Below are 17,948 nucleotides of genomic sequence, written 5' to 3'. Positions count from 1 at the left end.
TACGCCCGGTTTCAGCCCCTGCGGGCAAGGCGAGGCGTCAGATGAATGCCCGCCATCATGCAGCGAACGGAGCCGCCAGCCAGCTCAATCGTTGGCACATCCAGCGGCAAAAGCGTCGCAGAACGCTCGATCACCCGGACCTGATCCGGCCGCAGGGCCCTGAGCGCGCGGCCTGACAGCGCCAGAACACGCCCCTGCGCCCCGGACAGCTCCAGCGCATTCCCGGCAAAATCATTGATCTGCCCAAAGGTCAGCTCAACAATGTCACGACCATTCTCCGCCAGACGATCCCGCACTTCCTGCCGACGCCGCATATTGCCGATCGTTTCCAGCCCGATCATCGCAAAACTGGTCCCGACACACATCAGGACATTCGTATGATAGATAAGCCGCCCCGCCTCATCCGCCGCATCGAACACAATCGGTTCAAAATTGAAATGTGTGCAGAAACGCTCCATCGCAACTTCATTGGTCCGGTTGGACTTGGCCGCATAGGCAATCCGGCTGATATGGTCGAGCACCATCGCCCCCGTCCCTTCCAGCGACAGCCCATCCTGCTCCAGCCCTGAATAATCAATGACATCCTGCACGCGATACCGGTGCTTGAGCATCTCGATGACATCCCCCCGACGCTCCCTGCGCCGGTTGGGAGAAAACATCGGATAAATCGCGACATGCCCCCCTGCATGCGTGGAAAACCAGTTGTTGGGAAACACGGAATCCGGCGTCTCCCTGGTCTTGTCCTCGAACAGATGCACTTTCACGCCCACCTGTTCGAGCGTTTCAGCCGCCCGCGTCACTTCGGCATGGGCCTGCGCCGCGATCTCGACAGTTGTCCGCGTCCCGTCCCGGGTCTGAAAGACATTATCCCTTTCCGTCTCCGGATTGGGATGGAAATGATGCGGACGGATCATGACCACGGCTCCCGGAGCCTGAACCGAGAAAGACATCATGGAAGCGCTCCCGTAAAAACTGAATGCACTCGGTTCTGGTTGAGAAGACCAAAAAGATTCCGCGGATCTTCCGGCTCGGCCACCAGATCAATATCCGTATAGAAAGCGGTCCCATGGACCCTGTCTCTGAGGTAGCGCAGAGCAGAAAAATCTTCCGTCGCAAACCCTACGGAATCAAAGATCGTGATCTCCACTTCGGAACGACGGCCCTGGGCTTCACCGGCAATAACCTGCCACAGCTCCGTCACCGGAAAATCGTCCGGCATCTGCTGGATCTCCCCTTCAATACGGGTCTGTTCCGGATATTCCACGAAAACCCGGCCCCGGTTCAGGATCGTCGCCTGCAACTCCGTCTTGCCCGGACAGTCCCCGCCTACGGCATTGATATGCACACCCGCCCCGATCATGTTGTCGGACAGGATCGTGGCTTTCAGCTTGTCAGCCGTAATTGTCGTGATGATGTCTGCCCCCGTCACGGCATCCTGGCTGCTGCGTGCCACTGCGATCTCCAGACCACGCCCCCGCATGTTCTCACAGAATTTTTCGGTTGCGACAGGATCAACATCATAGACCTGCACCCGCGTGATCCCCAGCAGCGCCCCAAAAGCCGTTGCCTGGAATTCCGACTGCGCCCCAAGCCCAATGATCGCCAGAACCCGACTGTCCCGACGCGCCAGATATCGCGCTGCAACTGCGGAGGTGGCAGCCGTCCGAAGAGCCGTCAGAAGCGTCATTTCGGACAGCATGAGCGGATAGCCGGACTTCACATCCGCGAGAACTCCGAATGCCGTCACGGTCTGAAGTCCTTCACGGGTATTGCAGGGATGACCATTGACATATTTGAAGCTGTAAAGCGCATCATCCGCCGTTGGCATCAGTTCAATCACACCATTGGAAGAATGACTGGCCACACGGGGCGTCTTGTCGAATTCCGGCCAGCGGCGGAAGTCTTCCTCAACATATCCAGCCAATTCCGTCAGAAATGTTTCCAGCCCGACCGCGCGCACCAGCCGGACAAGATTTTCAACGCCAACATACTGAACCATAATGCCTCCTGCTCTCTGCCACAGGAGGATCGTGCCCCGACGATCTGTCAGGATGAATATGCGCTCTGTCCATAATATATGGTAATATTATCCATATTGCTGATCCATTCATGGCAGAACGCATCATGCACATTTTTGACGACATCGATCGCAGCCTGATTGCCATCCTGCGTGAAGACGGCCGCGCACCCGTTGCGAAACTGGCCTCCATCATCGGCATATCGCGCGCCACCGTGCAGGCACGGCTGGACCGGCTGCTGCAAAGCGGCGCCATCCTCGGCTTCACCGTCCGGGCACGGGAACATCACGACGATATCCGAGCCATCATGCTGATCGAAGTCGCCGGGAAATCAACGACATCCGTAATCCGCTCCCTGCGCGCCATCCCTGAACTCTACAGACTGCACACCACAAACGGCGCCTGGGATCTCATCGCAGAAATCCGCACCGATACCCTTCAGAACTTTGACCGTGTCCTTCGGGAAGTCCGCATGACCGACGGCGTCCTCAATTCAGAAACCAGCCTGATGCTGAGTTCGGTCTGACGCATGACGATGGAGGCGGCCCCCTACGCATTCCAAGCCCGCGTAAAGAAACGGGATACTTTTCCTTCGCATCCGCACCACCGGCAACAGCAGGGCTCCAGAACGACTCTCATCATCGCATCTCAAAACGGGTCGTGAGACGAGACGGCGAACGGTATGGTCTTCGACCACTTTTCCCGAAGAATGGACACCTTTCCATCAAGAAAACGACGTGTCGCCAGACGCTGCGACAGGTGTCCAATCGTCTTCTTGCGCATGTGGGTCCCATACCAGGCAAAATAGCATGCTATCTGCGAACAGAATTAAAACACCTAATTCCTGCGCAGTTCGTTGAACAATGTCCGGATGACAGGGCGAATACCGTGACCTGAAAACTGTTCGATATAATAGTTTCCAAGACCTGGAATAGCGGGAAGAGTGTTACAGACAGCAAGCCCCAATGCTTCAACGAGATTCTGGGCCGCTGGCCACGGAACAAGAGCCAGAGCCGCGCTTTCCTTGACCATCATGAGAGCCAGGGGCGTCGTATCTACAGACTCAACCATCAGCGCGGAGTCACCAGAAATACCGGAATAGCGCGACAGTAGCGTATTCCAGCCCACGGCATGCGAGCGGACGTCAAGCAGCTTGTAGTCCATGACAGCCTCTGCCGTGGTGATGCGTTCCACATCCTGCGGCTGTCCGACCACGACATGGCTGATCCCCATCAGCCAGCCCGGATGCTCCCGCGTTGTCATGACGTAATCAAAGCGGATTGCGAGGTCCGGCTCTCCGTTGCGCTGGGAGTCTTCCGTAATGAGATCCACACGCACCGAGGGATGCTTTTTTTCAAAAGCCGACAGGCGGCGGGGCAGCCAGCTCATGGCCATCAGCTGGCTGGCGACGAGGGAGACACGTTCCACGTCCCGTCTGGGAAACAGGGAGGCGGATTTGGCCTCGATGGCGCGGAGGGAGACCTGAATGGTCGGCAGGAACTCGTTGCCTTCCAGCGTGAGGCGGACCTTGTTGGCGCTTCGGAGGAACAGGGGTTTTTTGAGATAGGTTTCCAGCGCCAGTATCTGCTGACTGACAGCGGCGGCGGACATGTTCAGCTCGCGTCCGGCGGAGGCAAAGCTCTGGTGCCTTGCGGCGGCATCGAAGACACGAAGCCAGTTCAGGGACGGAATACGGTGGGGCTGCATCCCTAAAGCGTAAGCTCAGCTTACGCTTTCTGCCAAGAAGAAATATATTCCGATATCGAACTCAAGGCCATAAAGCAGGTGAGTGATCCTTTCCCTCACACCCTGGCGGGAACTTCATGAATGGCTGTTCGTGCGACATGTCTGCTTCTTCCGGTCCTGTCTGGGGCGTGCCTGTTCGGGACGTTTAAGGCGTCTGCCGTTGCAGAAGACTTTCCCCACCACATTACCATCGGTGCGGAAGGCACGTATCCGCCCTGGGCCTTTGCCAAACCGGACGGGTCCTATGCCGGGTATGAAATGGACCTCGTAAAAGTGCTCTGCGAGCGGATGCATGCAACCTGCAAGGTCGTCACACAAGACTGGAACGGGCTTATCCCCGGGCTTCGCGTGGGGCAGTACGACGCCATAATTGCGTCCATGGGCGTTACGGACGAGCGGCGCAAAGTTGTCTCGTTCTCGCATCCCTATACCCGGGCGCCGAACGGTTTTCTGACCTCGGGCACAGGGTCCCTGACCCGTCTGGCCCATACGGGTGTGCCTTTTGATCTGACGCGCGGGCCGCAGGAGGCGCAGGCAGCCCTTGCCGAACTGAAGACTGCCCTGGCCGGGAAGGTCATCGGAGTGCAGACGGGCTCGACGGCCGCGGGGTTTGCCGATGCCTATCTTCAGGGCCTGAAGATCATGGAATACCCTTCCCTCGACCAGCTTGGACTGGAGCTGATTGCCGGGCGCATCGATATTGCCATCGCCAATGTCACCACCTTCGGGACGATGATGGAGGCGGCCCCCAAAGGAGCGCTCGTCATGACCGGGCCAACATTCTCGGGCGGGGTGCTGGGGTCGAACACGACCAATATCGCCTTCCGCCCGGATGATGATGCGCTGCGCAATGCCTTTGACGCGGCCCTGACATCCGTCAATCGCGACGGCACCAATCAGAAGCTGTCAGAAAAATGGTTCGGCACGGATATCTCGATCCATGAATGAGTCCGTAACGCGCCCCGCCTTTGCCTATTCCCCTGGCCATTCCTCTGGCCTTCAACCGGGACCGAAGATGTTTTCAGACCTCGCCCCCCTCACCGATGCGGTCACCCTGTCTGTTGACGGGCAGCCGGTCCGAGCCCGTGCGGGTGAGACCGTTGCGGCCTGTCTGCTGCGGGCCGGGGTGCCGTATAACCGCCTGACACCGGTTTCCGGCGCGCCACGCCTGCCCTACTGCATGATCGGGCACTGCTTTGAATGTCTCGTCGAAATCGACGGCATCGGGAACCGGCAGGCCTGCCTGACGCTGGTGCGCGACGGCATGAAGGTACGCCGGCAGGCCGGGGCGCCACCGGCGCTGGAGCCGTCCGTCCCATGAGCATCAACGCGCCACTCCCTGATGCGGATGTCATCATCGTCGGTTGCGGGCCGTCCGGAATGGCGGCTGCGGTCGAACTGGCGGAGGCGGGTCGCTCCGTCATCGTGCTGGACATGCAGCCTGCGCCCGGCGGCCAGATTTTCCGGAGCCTTGAAGCCAATCTGTGCGACACGAGCCCCGCAGGCCAGAGCCTTCTGGCCGCGCTGGGGCCTGCCTATCGGGCGGGGGCGGATCTGATCCGGCGTTTCCGGGCATTTTCCGGAATTGATTACCGGCCGCAGACCACCGTGTGGGAAGTGCGGCCCGATGGAACCGTGGGCTGGCTGCAGGGCATGAACGCCGGCTATGTGCGTGGGCGACAGGTTCTGCTCGCGCATGGAGCGATGGAGCGGCCTGTGCCGTTCCCGGGCTGGACACTGCCCGGCGTCATGACGGCTGGTGCGGTGCAGACGCTGCTCAAGGCCGGGCATCTGAAGCCTTCGGGCAGGATTGTTCTGGCGGGGACGGGTCCGCTGCTGCTGCTTCTGGCCAACCAGTTGCACCAGCTTGGCGTCAAACCGGCGCTGGTGGGCCGGACCGACCGGCTTTCCGATAGTGTGCGAGCTATGCGGCATCTGCGTCCGGGCGGGCTTGTGCCGCTTGTGAAGGGGCTGGGCTGGCTGGGGCGTCTGAAGCTGGCGGGGGTGGAATCCGTGACGGGGCTTGAGAACCTGGCCGCGCATGGGACGCAGAGCGTCGAGAGCGTCAGCTTTACGGTCGGTGGCAAGCGGCGGACGCTGCCCTGTGATCTGCTGATCGTCCATGACGGGATCGTGCCTGCGATCGATATCCCCAATGCGGCGGGGCTGCGTCTGCAATGGGACGGGTCCAATGCGAGCTGGCGTCCGGCGACGACGCCGGACGGGCTGGGCGCCTCTACCCTTCCGCCGGAAATGTCCGCAGGGCCCTGTGTGCTGCGCGTTACGGGCGATGCCCGGAAGATCGGGGGCGCGGATGCCGCCATGGCGCATGGCAGAGTGGCCGCGCAGGCCATTCTGGCGGCGCTGGATCACGGTGCGGGACCGTCCGCAGAGGCTCTGCGGGCGGTTGGCAAGGCGCTTTCCGTGCGCCCGTTTCTGGATGCGGCGTTTCCGCCCGGCTTAGCGCAGAAGCTGCCCGATGATGACACGATCGTCTGCCGCTGCGAGGAGCTGACGGCCGGGGAACTGCGGGAGAAAATCCGCTCGGGCTTTCGGAACATGGATGCACTGCGCGGCGAAACACGCTGCGGTATGGGGCCGTGTCAGGGCCGAAGCTGCATGGTGACGGCGGCACGGCTGCTTCAGGATGAGACGCGTGCTGCGGGTTGTCCGCCAACATTCCGGGGACGGCCGCCGATCCGGCCGATCCCGCTTGGGGCGGTGGCGACGCTGTCGGGTCTTGACCCCCGGGCCACCATCCGGCTGACACTGGAAGACAAGCCCGAAAATGCATCAGAGGATACGGTCAATGCCCCGGCAGAATGAAACCGCCCTGATCATCGGTGCCGGACTTCAGGGCTGTTCGATCGCCCTGTTCCTGGCGCGTGCGGGCTGGCGTGTCACGCTGCTCGACAAGAACGTCGCGGGGCGTCATGCCTCCAGCGTCAATGCCGGGGGCCTGCGGACGCTGATGCGGGACTGGCGGGAATATCCGCTGTCCGAACTGGCCATGGAGCACTGGCGCCATCTCGACCGGCTTGTTGGTGCAGGGGCTGCGGAAAGCTGTGAGGTTCGGCTCGGCGTCGGGCAGATCGCGGTGGCGCTTGATGAGGCGGAGATGTCCTGGACGCTGGGCCGCGCGCAGGAGATGGAACAGCGGGGACTGGGGGCGGAAGAGCTTCTCTCCGCCACGGAAGTCCGGAAAATGCTGCCCGGTCTGACGCAGCAGGCTCTGGGCGGGCTTGTTTCGCGCGGGGACGGACATGCCAATCCGGCCGCGTCAACCCGGGCTTTCAGACAGGCAGCCATGGCGGCGGGCGCAAAGATCGTCGAGAACTGCCGTGTTCTGGGACTGGAGCGTCTGCCGGGCGGCGGATGGTTCGTTGAGACGTCGTCGGGGCGGTATGAAGCGGGGGTTCTGCTCAACTGTGCCGGCGCCTGGGGGGCTCAGGTGGCGGCCATGGCGGGGCAGACGCTGCCGCTGAAGGTGGTCGCCCCCTCCATGATGGTCACGGCACGGGCGCAGCCGTTCCTTGAGCCCGTTGTCATCGGGATCGACCGTCCGCTGTCCTTCAAGCAGAGCGCTGTTGGATCGCTGGTGATCGGCGGGGGCATTCTTGGAAAGCCCTGCGCGGATCATGACACGTCCTTTACCGTCATGGACCGGATGCCCGAGGGCGCGGCCGCCACGCTTGAGGCGTTCCCTGCTCTGGCGCATGTGCCGGTCCTGCGGACATGGACCGGGCTTGAAGGCGCGACGCCGGACGGGATTCCCGTGATCGGGCCGGGCGAAGGCACGCCGGATCTGTGGCATGTTTTCGGGTTCTGCGGGCATGGGTTCCAGCTTTCGCCGGCGGTGGGCGATGTTGTGGGACGCTCTCTGGTCAGCGGGACGGTTGATCCGCTGCTGGCGCCGTTCAGCGGCAGGCGCTTTGACGCGGGAGACGCCGCGTGAGCACACCGGCCTTCACGCTCATCGGGTTTGGCCCGGAAGGCTGGGGGAAGCTCCTGCTGCTGGCGGCCGGGCTGACGCTCGTGGCGGCGGTGTGCAGCTTTGCGCTGGGCAGTCTGCTTGGTGCGGCAGGGGCGGCGCTCAAGCTGGCATCGTCCCGGAGCCTGCGCTGGCTCGGAACATTTTATACGACAGTCTTCCGCGGAATTCCGGAGATCCTCGTCGTCTATCTTTTCTATTTCGGGGGCTCGCTCGCACTGACGCGGCTGATGCATCTGGCGGGGTTTCCGGGGTTCTTCTCCCTGTCCTCTTTCATCATCGGTGTCGTGGCCATCGGGCTGGTTTCGGGGGCCTATCAGACCGAGGTCTATCGCAGCGCCTATCTACGGCTGGAGCGTGGGCAGATCGAAGCGGGCAAGGCCTGCGGCATGTCCAGCTTTATCCTGCTGTGGCGTGTCATAGCGCCGCAGACCCTGCGGTTTGCGCTGCCTGCGCTGGGCAATATCTGGCAGTCCGTTCTCAAGGAAACGGCGCTTTTGTCCATCATCGGGCTCGTCGAACTTCTCCGGCAGTCCACGATTGCGTCCGGCGCCACACGGCAGCCGCTGCTGTTCTACGGTGTGGCTGCGCTGCTCTATCTTGTCATGGGGCAGGTTACGGCGCTGGGCATCCGGACTGTCGAGAGACGTCTTGCACGCTGCTGGGGGCGATAGGATGGACTGGCCTTTTCTTTCCGCAACAGCAAAGACACTCCTCACAGGTGTGCCGCTGACCCTCCGGCTGGCAGCAACGTCGCTCTGCGCGGGGTTTGTGCTGGCGGTCGGGATCGCTGCCCTGGCCGGGAGCCGGTTTGCTCCGGCGCGCTGGCTGGCTGCGCTGTATGTGATGCTCTTTCAGGGCACGCCGCTGCTGGTGCAGATTTTCATCGTCTATTACGGCTTCGGGCAGATCGATTTTCTGCGCGCCTCCTTTGCGTGGCCGTTCCTGCAGCAGGCGTACTGGTGCGCCATACTCGCGCTCTCGCTCAACACCTCGGCCTATGGTGCGGAAATCATCCGTGGCGCCATCGCGGCCGTTCCCGCGCGGGAGATCGAGGCGGCGCGCGCGATGGGCATGTCCGGGCTGCTGCTGCGCCGGCGGATCATCTGGCCGCAGGCTCTGCAATACGGGCTGGCCAATTACGGCAACGAGGCCATCCTGCTGCTCAAAGCAACGTCGCTCGCGAGTGTGATTACGCTGATGGATGTTACGGGTCTGGCTTACAGGCTGGTCTCGAAGACCTATCGTTCGGAAGAAATCTTCACGGTTGCGGGTCTGATCTATCTTGTCCTGACTTTCGTGATTGCCACGGGGGTCCATCTCCTTGAACGCCGCCTCACGCCCTGTCGCCGGGTCTGACCCGGGCGCGCCCGTCTTTTCCGGAGTTTCCATGGAACCGATCCAGTCCGCCACAGGAGCCCTGTCCGCCTCCCTCGTCATCAGCGCTACTGGCCTGACGAAACGCTATGGCGCCCTGGACGTCCTGCGGGGCGTTGATCTGGACGCGCATGAAGGTGAGGTGATTTCGATCCTGGGGGCTTCCGGTTCAGGAAAATCCACGTTCCTGCGTTGTCTGAACCTTCTGGAAGTCCCTTCGGGCGGCACGCTCAACGTGCTGGGCGAGGATGTCCGTTTCCGCATGAAGGGCGCAGAGCGGCAGATTGCGGATGCGCGGCAGGTCAACCGCCTGCGGTCGCAGGTCGGCATGGTGTTCCAGAACTTCTGCCTGTGGAGCCACCGGACGGTGTTGCAGAACGTCATGGAAGGGCCGGTCCATGTTCAGGGGCGCAACCGCCACGAGGTGCGTGAGGAAGCCGAAAAGGCGCTGGACCGTGTCGGTCTGCTGAACCGGGCGGATTACTATCCGTCCCAGCTCTCCGGCGGGCAGCAGCAGCGGGTCGCGATTGCCCGCGCCATCGTCATGCGCCCGCGCGTCCTGCTGTTTGACGAGCCGACGTCCGCGCTGGACCCGGAACTGGTCGGGGAAGTGCTCAAAGTCATGCAGGGTCTGGCCGCCGAGGGCAGGACCATGCTGATTGTCACGCATGAAATGGCGTTTGCGCGGGATGTCTCAAGCCGGGTCGTGTTTCTGGAAAAAGGAACCGTCCGCGTCCAGGGGACCCCGCAGGATCTGTTCAAAGGCGGTATGGATGAGCGCTTCGACAGGTTTGTCAGCCATTTTTCGCGTCAGGGCTGAAGCCCCGGCGCAGAGTATCGGAAAGGAGTTGAGATGAAGACGTGCCAGATTCTGGGAGTCCCCACCCAGAGCGGAACCTCCGAAAGAGGCTGCATCATGGGCCCGACGGCTTTTCGCATCGCGGGACTGCCCGAAATCCTGCAGGAACTCGGATGGCAGGTTGAGGATGTGGGAGACGCCGTGCCCGCCGCGATGCCGGATGTGAGCCATTCCAACCCTGCCGTGCGCAATCTGGACGCGATCATCGCCTGGACGAAAAGCGTCGGTGAGCGGGCCTATGAGATGGCGAAGGCCTGCGACTTCCCGATTTTCCTAGGGGGCGATCATTCCATGTCCGCCGGGACGGTGTCGGGTGTGGCGCGTCATGCGCAGGATCTGGGGCAGCCCCAGTTCGTCCTGTGGCTGGACGCCCATACTGACCTGCATACGCTGCATACGACGACGAGCGGCAATCTGCACGGCACGCCGGTCGCCTATTTCACGGGACAGTCGGGGTTCGAGGGCTTTCCGCCGCCTGTCGCGCCCGTCGATCCGCGCAATATGTGCATGATGGGCATCCGATCCGTCGATCAGGCCGAGAAGCGCCACGTTGCGGAAATCGGCATCACCGTTTTTGACATGCGCGCCATTGACGAGCAGGGCATTGTCGGTCCGCTGAACAGCTTTCTGGACCGCGTTCGCGCTGCCAATGGCCGGCTGCATGTCAGCCTGGACGTGGATTTTCTTGATCCGGATATCGCACCAGCCGTCGGCACCACCGTCAATGGTGGCGCGACCTTCCGTGAGGCGCATCTCATCATGGAGATGCTGCATGACAGCGGGCTCGTGACGTCGCTGGATCTGGCGGAACTCAATCCGTTCCTCGATGTCCGCGCCAAGACCGCCCTGCTCATGACCGATCTGGCCGCCAGCCTCTTTGGCCGCCGTGTTCTCGAACGCAAGACCAGGACCTACTGAGATGACTTTCTCCGCCCCTGCCCCTTCCCATCTCGCCTTCGTGCCGTTCGTCTCGGTCGAGAACATGATGGCGCTGGTCCACACCATCGGAATCGAGACCTTCCTGCGCGAGCTTGCGGAGTATCTTGAAGCCGACTTCAAGCGCTGGCCGGAATTCGACAAGACGCCGCGTGTGGCCGCGCATTCGGCTGAAGGCGTCATCGAACTGATGCCGACGAGCGACAGCAGCCTGTACGGGTTCAAATACGTCAACGGCCATCCCAAGAACACGAAGGAAGGCCTTCAGACAGTCACGGCATTCGGCATGCTGGCGGATGTGGCTTCGGGTTATCCGACGCTCCTGTCCGAAATGACGCTGCTGACGGCCCTTCGGACGGCCGCGACCTCGGCCATGGCTGCGAAATATCTGGCACCGGCAAACGCGAAGACGATGGCGATCATCGGCAACGGTGCGCAGTCCGAGTTCCAGGCCATGGCGTTCCGCGAGATCGTCGGGATCCGGGCGCTGCGGCTGTATGATCTGGACCGGACGGCTTCGGAGAAATGCGCCCGCAATCTGAGCGGACAGGGCTTCGACATCACGATCTGCGACAGCAGTGAAGAGGCCGTGGACGGGGCAGACATCATCACGACCGTCACGGCTGACAAGCAGTGCGCGACGATCCTGTCCGACAACATGGTTGGCGCGGGGATTCACATCAACGCAGTGGGTGGGGACTGCCCGGGCAAGACGGAGCTTCAGCGCGATATCCTGCTGCGGTCCTCCATCTTTGCGGAATATCCGCCGCAGACGCGCATTGAAGGCGAGATCCAGCAGCTTCCCGAAGACCATCCGGTGACGGAGCTGTGGCAGGTCATCAACGGCGAGGCCAAGGGCCGCGCCAGTGAGAGCCAGATCACGCTGTTTGATTCCGTGGGTTTTGCGATCGAGGATTTCTCGGCGCTGCGCTATGTGCGCGACAGGCTGGAAGCCACCGGCCTGTATGAGAAGCTCGATATGCTGGCCGATCCGGATGATCCGCGCGACCTGTTCGGGATGCTTCAGCGCTCCAAGGGCGCTGACAAAGCCTGAAACGCCGCTCCGGCTGCCCTTCTCGCAGGGGCAGCCGGAGCAGGTCTTTAGAGGCCGCCCTGTTCGATGATGAAGCGGGCAATGGCAGGGACGCCCTCGCCGGCGCGGATATTGGCGAAGACGAAGGGCCGTGTGCCGCGCATCTTTTTGCTGTCGCGGTCCATCACGCCCAGATCGGCACCGACATAGGGTGCGAGATCGATCTTGTTGATGACCAGAAGGTCGCTCCGGGTAATGCCGGGGCCGCCCTTGCGGGGGATCTTGTCTCCGGCCGAAACGTCGATCACATAAATCGTCAGGTCCGCCAGTTCAGGGCTGAAGGTCGCGGCCAGATTGTCGCCGCCGCTCTCCACGAGAACCAGATCCAGCCCCTCGAAGCGCTCCGTCAGTTCGGCGATGCCTGCCAGATTGATGCTGGCGTCTTCGCGGATGGCCGTGTGGGGGCAGCCGCCCGTTTCGATCCCCTTGATCCGCTCCGGCGGGAGCGAGCCTGCGCGGGTCAGGAACTCGGCGTCTTCGCGCGTGTAGATGTCGTTCGTGATGGCGGCGATGTTGTAATCGTCGCGGAAGGTCCGGCACAGGGCATCCATCAGCGCCGTCTTGCCCGTTCCGACCGGGCCGCCGATCCCGACCCGCAGCGGGCCGTGTTTTGCTTTTGTCATGTTCTGAACAACCTTGTTGTCTGGGTTTCGTGATGCATGGCCGCGAGGTCGGAGCGGAAGCAGGCGCCCCCGACATCGTCCAGGGTCCGGTTTTTCGTAACGGTCACGGCGCGCGAAAGAAGCGGTTCCAGCTTGGCCAGCGCGTGCAGGCCGTCCGTCTGCCCGAGCGGGACCAGACGGACGGCTGCGGATACGAGAGCGGCGATGGTGGCGTATCCACCCGAGAGCAGCGCCTGTTCCAGCGCCAGACCGCCGCGCCGGAACACCAGTCCCTGCGCCACCGGCAGCGGCCAGCGCGTACCGCGCAGTTCGGACGGATCGGGCGTGACCGGCCAGACGGATGCGGCCTTGAGGAAAGCTTCGCCCTGATAGACGGTTTCGTCATAGCGCTCCCGCGAGGAGGCGCAGGCGCAGGCAAATTCTGCCAGTTCGCGCAGGCGGGGCATATCGTCCGCAGTCTTCCAGGCTTCCTGAAGAACGATCAGGTCGCTGCCCGGCGCGCCGTGCTCCAGCAGGCAGCCGATCCAGTCGCAGAGGGTTGCGACATCCGTGACGTCTCCGCTTTCCACCGCCCATTCCAGACCGTGGCTGTAGGCGTATCCGCCCGTCGGAAAAGCGGGCGACACCCAGGACAGGAGGCGCAGGAAGGCGGCTCCTGCTTCCGGGAGCGGGGTTTCAGTCATGCGTGTGGTGATGGTGCCCGTCCCCGTGGTGGTGCGGCTCGTGGCCGCCCGCGCGGGAGGCATAGGCCCCGCTTTCCGGGTCGAACGGCGCTTCCACCATGCGCACATGCCCGCCCAGACCGTGGATCATGTCGGCAATGACGTGATCGCGGCGCACGAGGATGGCGTGTTCCGAAATGGCGGCGGGCAGATGGCGGTTGCCGAGATGCCATGCGAGCTGAAGCAGTTGCAGGGGGCTGTGGGCCGTGACTTCCATCAGCTCTTCGGGCAGGGCTTCCACGCGGATGATGCGGCCATCCTCCAGACGCAGCCCCTCCCCGGCCTGAAGCAGGCGGGCATGTTCCAACTCTAGCCGGATTTTCTCGCCGTTTTGCAGGGTCAGCATCATCCGGCGACGATGCCGCCCTTCATAATCGGCGGCGAAGGTGCCGCTGGCCTCGGTTTCGGGCCAACTTCCGGCGGGAAGGATATCCAGGATTTGGGTCATCAGAACAGGAAATACCTCTGGGCCATGGGCAGGACTTCGGCGGGCTCGCAGGTCAGGAGCACGCCATCGGCCCGCACTTCATAGGTTTCGGGATCAACTTCGATATGGGGCATGGCGTCGTTATGGATCATGCTGCGCTTGCCGATCCCGCCGCGCACGTTCGAGACGGCCGAGAGCGGCCGGCGCAGACCCAGCTTGCGGCCGATATCGTCTTCCAGCGCGGCCTGTGACACGAAGGTCAGGCTGGTATGGGTCAGCGCGCCGCCATAGCCGCCGAACATCATGCGCCCATGCACGGGCTGCGGCGTGGGGATCGAGGCGTTGGGATCGCCCATCATCGCATAGACGATGGCGCCGCCCTTGATGACCAGATCGGGTTTGACGCCAAAAAAAGCAGGATCCCACAGGACCAGATCCGCGAGCTTGCCGACTTCGACCGATCCGACTTCATGGGACAGCCCATGCGAGATGGCGGGGTTGATGGTGTATTTGGCGATATAGCGCTTCACACGGGCATTATCAGCGGCCCCGTCCCCGAGCAGAGAGCCGCGCTGGATTTTCATTTTATGGGCCGTCTGCCATGTGCGCAGCGGGACTTCGCCGACACGGCCCATGGCCTGACTGTCCGACGACATCATCGAAAGCACGCCCATGTCATGGAAGATGTCCTCGGCGGCGATCGTCTCGCGGCGGATGCGGCTTTCGGCGAAAGCGATGTCTTCCGGCACGCGCTGGTCCAGGTGATGGCAGACCATCAGCATGTCCAGATGTTCGTCCAGCGTGTTGACGGTGAACGGGCGCGTGGGGTTGGTCGAGGACGGCAGGACGTTGGGCAGGCCTGCCACGCGGATGATGTCCGGAGCATGGCCTCCGCCCGCGCCTTCCGTATGGAAGGCGTGGATCGTGCGGCCCTGAAAGGCGGCGATCGTGTCCTCGACGAAGCCGCTTTCGTTCAGCGTATCGGTATGGATCATGACCTGCACGTCCATGCGGTCCGCAACGCTCAGGCAGCAGTCGATGGCGGCGGGGGTTGAGCCCCAGTCTTCATGCAGTTTGAGGCAGCAGGCCCCGGCGCGCACCATTTCCTGCAGCCCGTCCGGGCGGGAGGCATTGCCCTTGCCCGCGAAGGCCAGATTGACCGGGAAGGCTTCCGCCGCCTGAAGCATCCGCGCCAGATGCCATGGGCCAGGTGTGCAGGTTGTCGCGGCCGTGCCGGTGGCGGGGCCGGTGCCGCCACCGAGCATGGTCGTGATGCCCGATGCCAGTGCTTCCTCGATCTGCTGCGGGCAGATGAAATGGATGTGGCTGTCGATCCCGCCGGCGGTCAGGATCTTGCCCTCACCCGCGATGATTTCCGTGCCCGGGCCGATAATGATGTCCACGCCCGGCTGGATATCGGGGTTGCCCGCCTTGCCGATGGCCGCGATCCGCCCGTCGCGGAGTGCGATATCGGCCTTCACGATCCCCCAGTGATCGATAATCACCGCATTGGTGATGACGGTATCCGCCGCACCCTCGGCCCGCGTGACCTGCGACTGGCCCATGCCGTCGCGGATGGTCTTGCCGCCGCCGAAGCGGACTTCCTCGCCATAGGTCGTGTAGTCGCGCTCGATCTCGACGAGGAGCGCGGTATCTGCGAGGCGCAGGCGGTCGCCGACCGTGGGGCCGAACTGTCCGGCATAGTCATGTCTGGAAAGACGCATCACTGATCCACACTCCCCATCACATCGCCCCGGAAGCCCACGACGCGCCGCAGGCCGCGCAGGGGGACAAGCGTGACTTCGCGGTCCTGTCCCGGTTCAAACCGGATGGCCCCACCGGATGCGACATCGAGACGCCAGCCTGTGGCCTGCGCGCGGTCGAATTTCAGGGCCGGATTGACCTCGGCAAAATGATAATGGCTGCCGACCTGCACCGGCCGGTCGCCGGTATTCGTCACCAGAAGCGTCCGGCGCGGCTGGCCTTCGTTGAGGACGATCTCGCCTTCGGCGGGCAGGATTTCGCCGGGAATGGCCTCGGCGGCGAGGGATTCAGCGTATCGGGTCATGAACGGTCACCAGCTTTGTGCCATCGGGGAAGGTTGCTTCCACCTGCACGTCATGAATCATCTCGGCCACGCCCTGCATGACCTGTTCGCGCGTCAGAACGCGGCCGCCGCTGGCCATGAGTTCGGACACGCTTTTTCCGTCCCGTGCGCCTTCAATGACGTGATCGGTGATGAGAGCCACGGCTTCCGGATAATTGAGCACGACACCGCGTTCCAGCCGTCGGCGCGCGACATTCGCCGCCATCGCCACCAGCAGCTTGTCCTTTTCCCGGGGGGTAAGTTTCATGTCCTGCTCCGTTACGAACTCTGTGTCATGACCGCCATGTGGCCGGCATGGGGCGCCCGTCCCGCAGGACCGGCAGGATCCGTCTGATCGTCTTTTCCAGCGACCAGCCACCTGACGCCACCCCGCGGATAACCAGCATGCCATTCCACGCCGATGCTGCAAACTCATGCGGCGCGATGGCGTCCAGCACCTCCCGCACGGTGTCGAGATGCGCTTCCGCGAGCGGCGAAATCAGAACCAGCGTGGCGACCGCGAACTGGTCCGTGCTCACGGCCTTGCGAGCCATCAGGGCGGAGACATCGCGGCTTTCCAGCCGCACGAGGTCTTCCAGAATGAGGCTTCCGCCCCGCCGGACTGTCAGCCGGTCGCGCAGGGCCAGTGTCTGGAGGATCTCGCCTGAGCCGGTGCGGCCGAATATCCGGCTTTCAAGAAAGAGGAAGCTGGATGAGGCATCCATGTCCACCTTCATGTACCGCCGCAACTGGCTGCCATCGAAGAAGATCGTTCCATGGGGCAGCCAGTCCAGCCGGGCTCCGGCCGCGATACGGCAGGAGGTGAGGATTTCGGGAGGCGTATCGCTGGCGCGGGCGCGGTAGATGCGTTCTGCGGCCTGCGATGTGACCAGAAGTTCCGTGTCCGGAGCGCAGGCGATACGGCCTTCAATCCGGTCCCCACCTGCGATGCCACCGGAAATATTGACGGTGACGGCTTCCAGAGAAGCGCCATCCACGCGCGGGAAAAGGAGGCGGCAGCATCCGCCCTGCTCCAGATCGCCGCGGACAGTCTGACCGTCACGGAGTTTTGCCGTCAGGCCGAACCAGCCCCGGGCGCGCTGAAGGACTGCCGTGCTCATGCAGGTTCCTCCCGGCCGGATCGCAGCAGAAGCCATCCGAGGACGGAGGCGCAGAAGACAGCCGCGCCGATCAGTTCAAAATGCTCGGACAGCAGGCTGGCGAGAGATGTGAGCGTTTCCAGTCCCGGCAGATGGTCCGCAAGAAGGTTCACCAGTTCGATCCCCGCAATGACAAGCGCCAGCATAACGGAGATGGTGGTCAGGGCCAGATTCCAGTTCATCCTGCGCCCTGCCCTTTGGTACAGGCCGTGCATCAGGACGCTGTCGGCCGTGTCCAGCAGGGCCATTCCGGCGGTAAAGAGCAGCGGGAACATCATGATCTGCCAGATCGGCAGGCCGTGCTGGTTCTGGACGATGGAAATGCCCAGAAGGCTGATTTCCGAAGCGGTATCGAAGCCCAGACCGAAGAGAAACCCGACCGGATAGAGGTGCCAGCTCACAGACACCTGACGCAGGACCGGGGCGAGCAGTCGGCCGAGGCCTCGGGATGGCATTTCGGGGGAAGTGGTTTCTGCGCCGCGCCGTCTGCGCCACAGATCATGCAGGGTCGTGGCGTTGAGGGTGGCGATGACAAGCAGGAACAAGACAGAGATCCATGTTCCGAACAGGCCGCCCTGTGTCGCAAAAGCGTCGATCTGCGTGCGGTAATGTTGTCCGGCGAGGACGATCACAAGTGTGGCCAGACAGACGATCGTGGAGTGACCCAGCGAGAAAAACAGTCCCGCTGCCCGCGCCTCCCGCCTCTCCCGCAAAGCCGCCCGCGTGACATTGTCGATGACGGCAATATGGTCCGCATCCAGTGCGTGACGCAGGCCCAGCCCATAGGCCAGGGAGGCGGCGCCCAGAAGAAGGGCGTTTCCATGGAACAGCAGGACTGCCAGAAGCCACGCCAGAGCGTTGACCCCAATCAGAGGTCCGATCAGGCGCAATGCTCCGGAACGATGGGGGA

The 17,948-nt window shown here is 62.8% G+C and carries 20 protein-coding genes and 1 pseudogene; 10 read left to right on the top strand and 11 right to left on the bottom strand.

Going from position 1 to position 17,948, the window contains the following annotated elements; all coding sequences use genetic code 11:
- Positions 1 to 11: 11 nt before the first annotated feature.
- Positions 12 to 953, bottom strand: a complete 942-nt coding sequence (ctlX, locus tag HKD27_RS13950) for a citrulline utilization hydrolase CtlX (RefSeq protein ID WP_194689855.1) — start codon at positions 951 to 953, stop codon at positions 12 to 14.
- Positions 950 to 1,999, bottom strand: a complete 1,050-nt coding sequence (locus HKD27_RS13945) for an ornithine cyclodeaminase (protein ID WP_194689854.1) — start codon at positions 1,997 to 1,999, stop codon at positions 950 to 952. The genes ctlX and HKD27_RS13945 overlap by 4 nt, the downstream gene beginning before the upstream one ends.
- A gap of 110 nt (positions 2,000 to 2,109) precedes the next feature.
- Here HKD27_RS13945 and HKD27_RS13940 point away from each other — a divergent pair, with 110 nt between their 5' ends.
- On the top strand, positions 2,110 to 2,544 hold the full coding sequence (locus tag HKD27_RS13940; RefSeq protein ID WP_228518534.1) for an Lrp/AsnC family transcriptional regulator: 435 nt from the start codon (positions 2,110 to 2,112) through the stop codon (positions 2,542 to 2,544).
- Between the two features lie 311 nt (positions 2,545 to 2,855).
- Here HKD27_RS13940 and HKD27_RS13935 read toward each other — a convergent pair whose 3' ends face one another.
- Positions 2,856 to 3,725: a LysR family transcriptional regulator gene (locus HKD27_RS13935; protein ID WP_194263735.1), complete on the bottom strand. Its 870-nt coding sequence runs from the start codon at positions 3,723 to 3,725 to the stop codon at positions 2,856 to 2,858.
- A 120-nt stretch (positions 3,726 to 3,845) separates the two neighbouring features.
- Between HKD27_RS13935 and HKD27_RS13930 the strand changes: the two genes are divergently transcribed.
- The 9 genes and pseudogenes from HKD27_RS13930 to HKD27_RS13890 all read left to right on the top strand — a co-directional run bounded on the left by HKD27_RS13930 (position 3,846) and on the right by HKD27_RS13890 (position 11,981).
- Positions 3,846 to 4,712 (top strand): transporter substrate-binding domain-containing protein, encoded by an 867-nt coding sequence (locus HKD27_RS13930; protein WP_194689853.1) that lies wholly within the window; start codon positions 3,846 to 3,848, stop codon positions 4,710 to 4,712.
- The gene (locus HKD27_RS13925) at positions 4,705 to 5,085 is read left to right on the top strand and encodes a (2Fe-2S)-binding protein (protein ID WP_370544279.1); all 381 of its coding nucleotides are present in this window, start codon (positions 4,705 to 4,707) and stop codon (positions 5,083 to 5,085) included. Before HKD27_RS13930 ends, HKD27_RS13925 begins: the two co-directional genes overlap by 8 nt.
- Positions 5,082 to 6,479 (top strand): annotated as a pseudogene (locus HKD27_RS13920) (FAD-dependent oxidoreductase); the annotation flags it as partial. The gene HKD27_RS13925 and the pseudogene HKD27_RS13920, both read left to right, overlap by 4 nt.
- Positions 6,480 to 6,573: 94 nt before the next feature.
- The gene (locus HKD27_RS13915; RefSeq protein WP_194689851.1) at positions 6,574 to 7,719 is read left to right on the top strand and encodes an FAD-binding oxidoreductase; all 1,146 of its coding nucleotides are present in this window, start codon (positions 6,574 to 6,576) and stop codon (positions 7,717 to 7,719) included.
- Entirely contained in the window at positions 7,716 to 8,429 is a 714-nt protein-coding gene (locus tag HKD27_RS13910; protein WP_194689850.1) for an ABC transporter permease subunit, read from the top strand. The genes HKD27_RS13915 and HKD27_RS13910 overlap by 4 nt, the downstream gene beginning before the upstream one ends.
- A 1-nt stretch (position 8,430) precedes the next feature.
- Positions 8,431 to 9,114: an ABC transporter permease gene (locus HKD27_RS13905; protein WP_194689849.1), complete on the top strand. Its 684-nt coding sequence runs from the start codon at positions 8,431 to 8,433 to the stop codon at positions 9,112 to 9,114.
- 31 nt (positions 9,115 to 9,145) lie between these two features.
- Entirely contained in the window at positions 9,146 to 9,952 is an 807-nt protein-coding gene (locus HKD27_RS13900) for an amino acid ABC transporter ATP-binding protein (protein ID WP_194689848.1), read from the top strand.
- 33 nt (positions 9,953 to 9,985) lie between these two features.
- Entirely contained in the window at positions 9,986 to 10,909 is a 924-nt protein-coding gene (gene rocF / locus HKD27_RS13895) for an arginase (protein WP_062457333.1), read from the top strand.
- Position 10,910: 1 nt separating this feature from the next.
- The gene (locus HKD27_RS13890) at positions 10,911 to 11,981 is read left to right on the top strand and encodes an ornithine cyclodeaminase (protein WP_194689847.1); all 1,071 of its coding nucleotides are present in this window, start codon (positions 10,911 to 10,913) and stop codon (positions 11,979 to 11,981) included.
- A 47-nt stretch (positions 11,982 to 12,028) separates the two neighbouring features.
- Here HKD27_RS13890 and ureG read toward each other — a convergent pair whose 3' ends face one another.
- From ureG to HKD27_RS13850, 8 genes are read right to left on the bottom strand one after another with little or no spacing between them, the layout of a single operon-like run.
- Entirely contained in the window at positions 12,029 to 12,643 is a 615-nt protein-coding gene (gene ureG / locus HKD27_RS13885) for an urease accessory protein UreG (protein WP_041111847.1), read from the bottom strand.
- Positions 12,640 to 13,326: an urease accessory protein UreF gene (locus tag HKD27_RS13880; RefSeq protein WP_194689878.1), complete on the bottom strand. Its 687-nt coding sequence runs from the start codon at positions 13,324 to 13,326 to the stop codon at positions 12,640 to 12,642. Before HKD27_RS13880 ends, ureG begins: the two co-directional genes overlap by 4 nt.
- Positions 13,319 to 13,813: an urease accessory protein UreE gene (locus HKD27_RS13875; RefSeq protein ID WP_041111846.1), complete on the bottom strand. Its 495-nt coding sequence runs from the start codon at positions 13,811 to 13,813 to the stop codon at positions 13,319 to 13,321. Before HKD27_RS13875 ends, HKD27_RS13880 begins: the two co-directional genes overlap by 8 nt.
- Complete coding sequence (gene ureC / locus HKD27_RS13870; RefSeq protein WP_194689846.1) at positions 13,813 to 15,519, bottom strand: urease subunit alpha; 1,707 nt, start codon at positions 15,517 to 15,519, stop codon at positions 13,813 to 13,815. The genes HKD27_RS13875 and ureC overlap by 1 nt, the downstream gene beginning before the upstream one ends.
- Positions 15,516 to 15,860 (bottom strand): urease subunit beta, encoded by a 345-nt coding sequence (locus tag HKD27_RS13865; RefSeq protein ID WP_197436618.1) that lies wholly within the window; start codon positions 15,858 to 15,860, stop codon positions 15,516 to 15,518. The genes ureC and HKD27_RS13865 overlap by 4 nt, the downstream gene beginning before the upstream one ends.
- Entirely contained in the window at positions 15,844 to 16,146 is a 303-nt protein-coding gene (locus HKD27_RS13860; RefSeq protein ID WP_194689845.1) for an urease subunit gamma, read from the bottom strand. The genes HKD27_RS13865 and HKD27_RS13860 overlap by 17 nt, the downstream gene beginning before the upstream one ends.
- A gap of 25 nt (positions 16,147 to 16,171) precedes the next feature.
- Entirely contained in the window at positions 16,172 to 16,999 is an 828-nt protein-coding gene (locus HKD27_RS13855) for an urease accessory protein UreD (protein ID WP_194689844.1), read from the bottom strand.
- Entirely contained in the window at positions 16,996 to 17,928 is a 933-nt protein-coding gene (locus HKD27_RS13850) for a HoxN/HupN/NixA family nickel/cobalt transporter (RefSeq protein WP_194689843.1), read from the bottom strand. Before HKD27_RS13850 ends, HKD27_RS13855 begins: the two co-directional genes overlap by 4 nt.
- Positions 17,929 to 17,948: the final 20 nt, after the last annotated feature.

This window comes from Gluconobacter sp. R75690 (assembly GCF_015244525.1).
Lineage (GTDB): Bacteria > Pseudomonadota > Alphaproteobacteria > Acetobacterales > Acetobacteraceae > Gluconobacter > Gluconobacter potus.
This window is presented reverse-complemented; position numbering and strand designations above follow the sequence as displayed.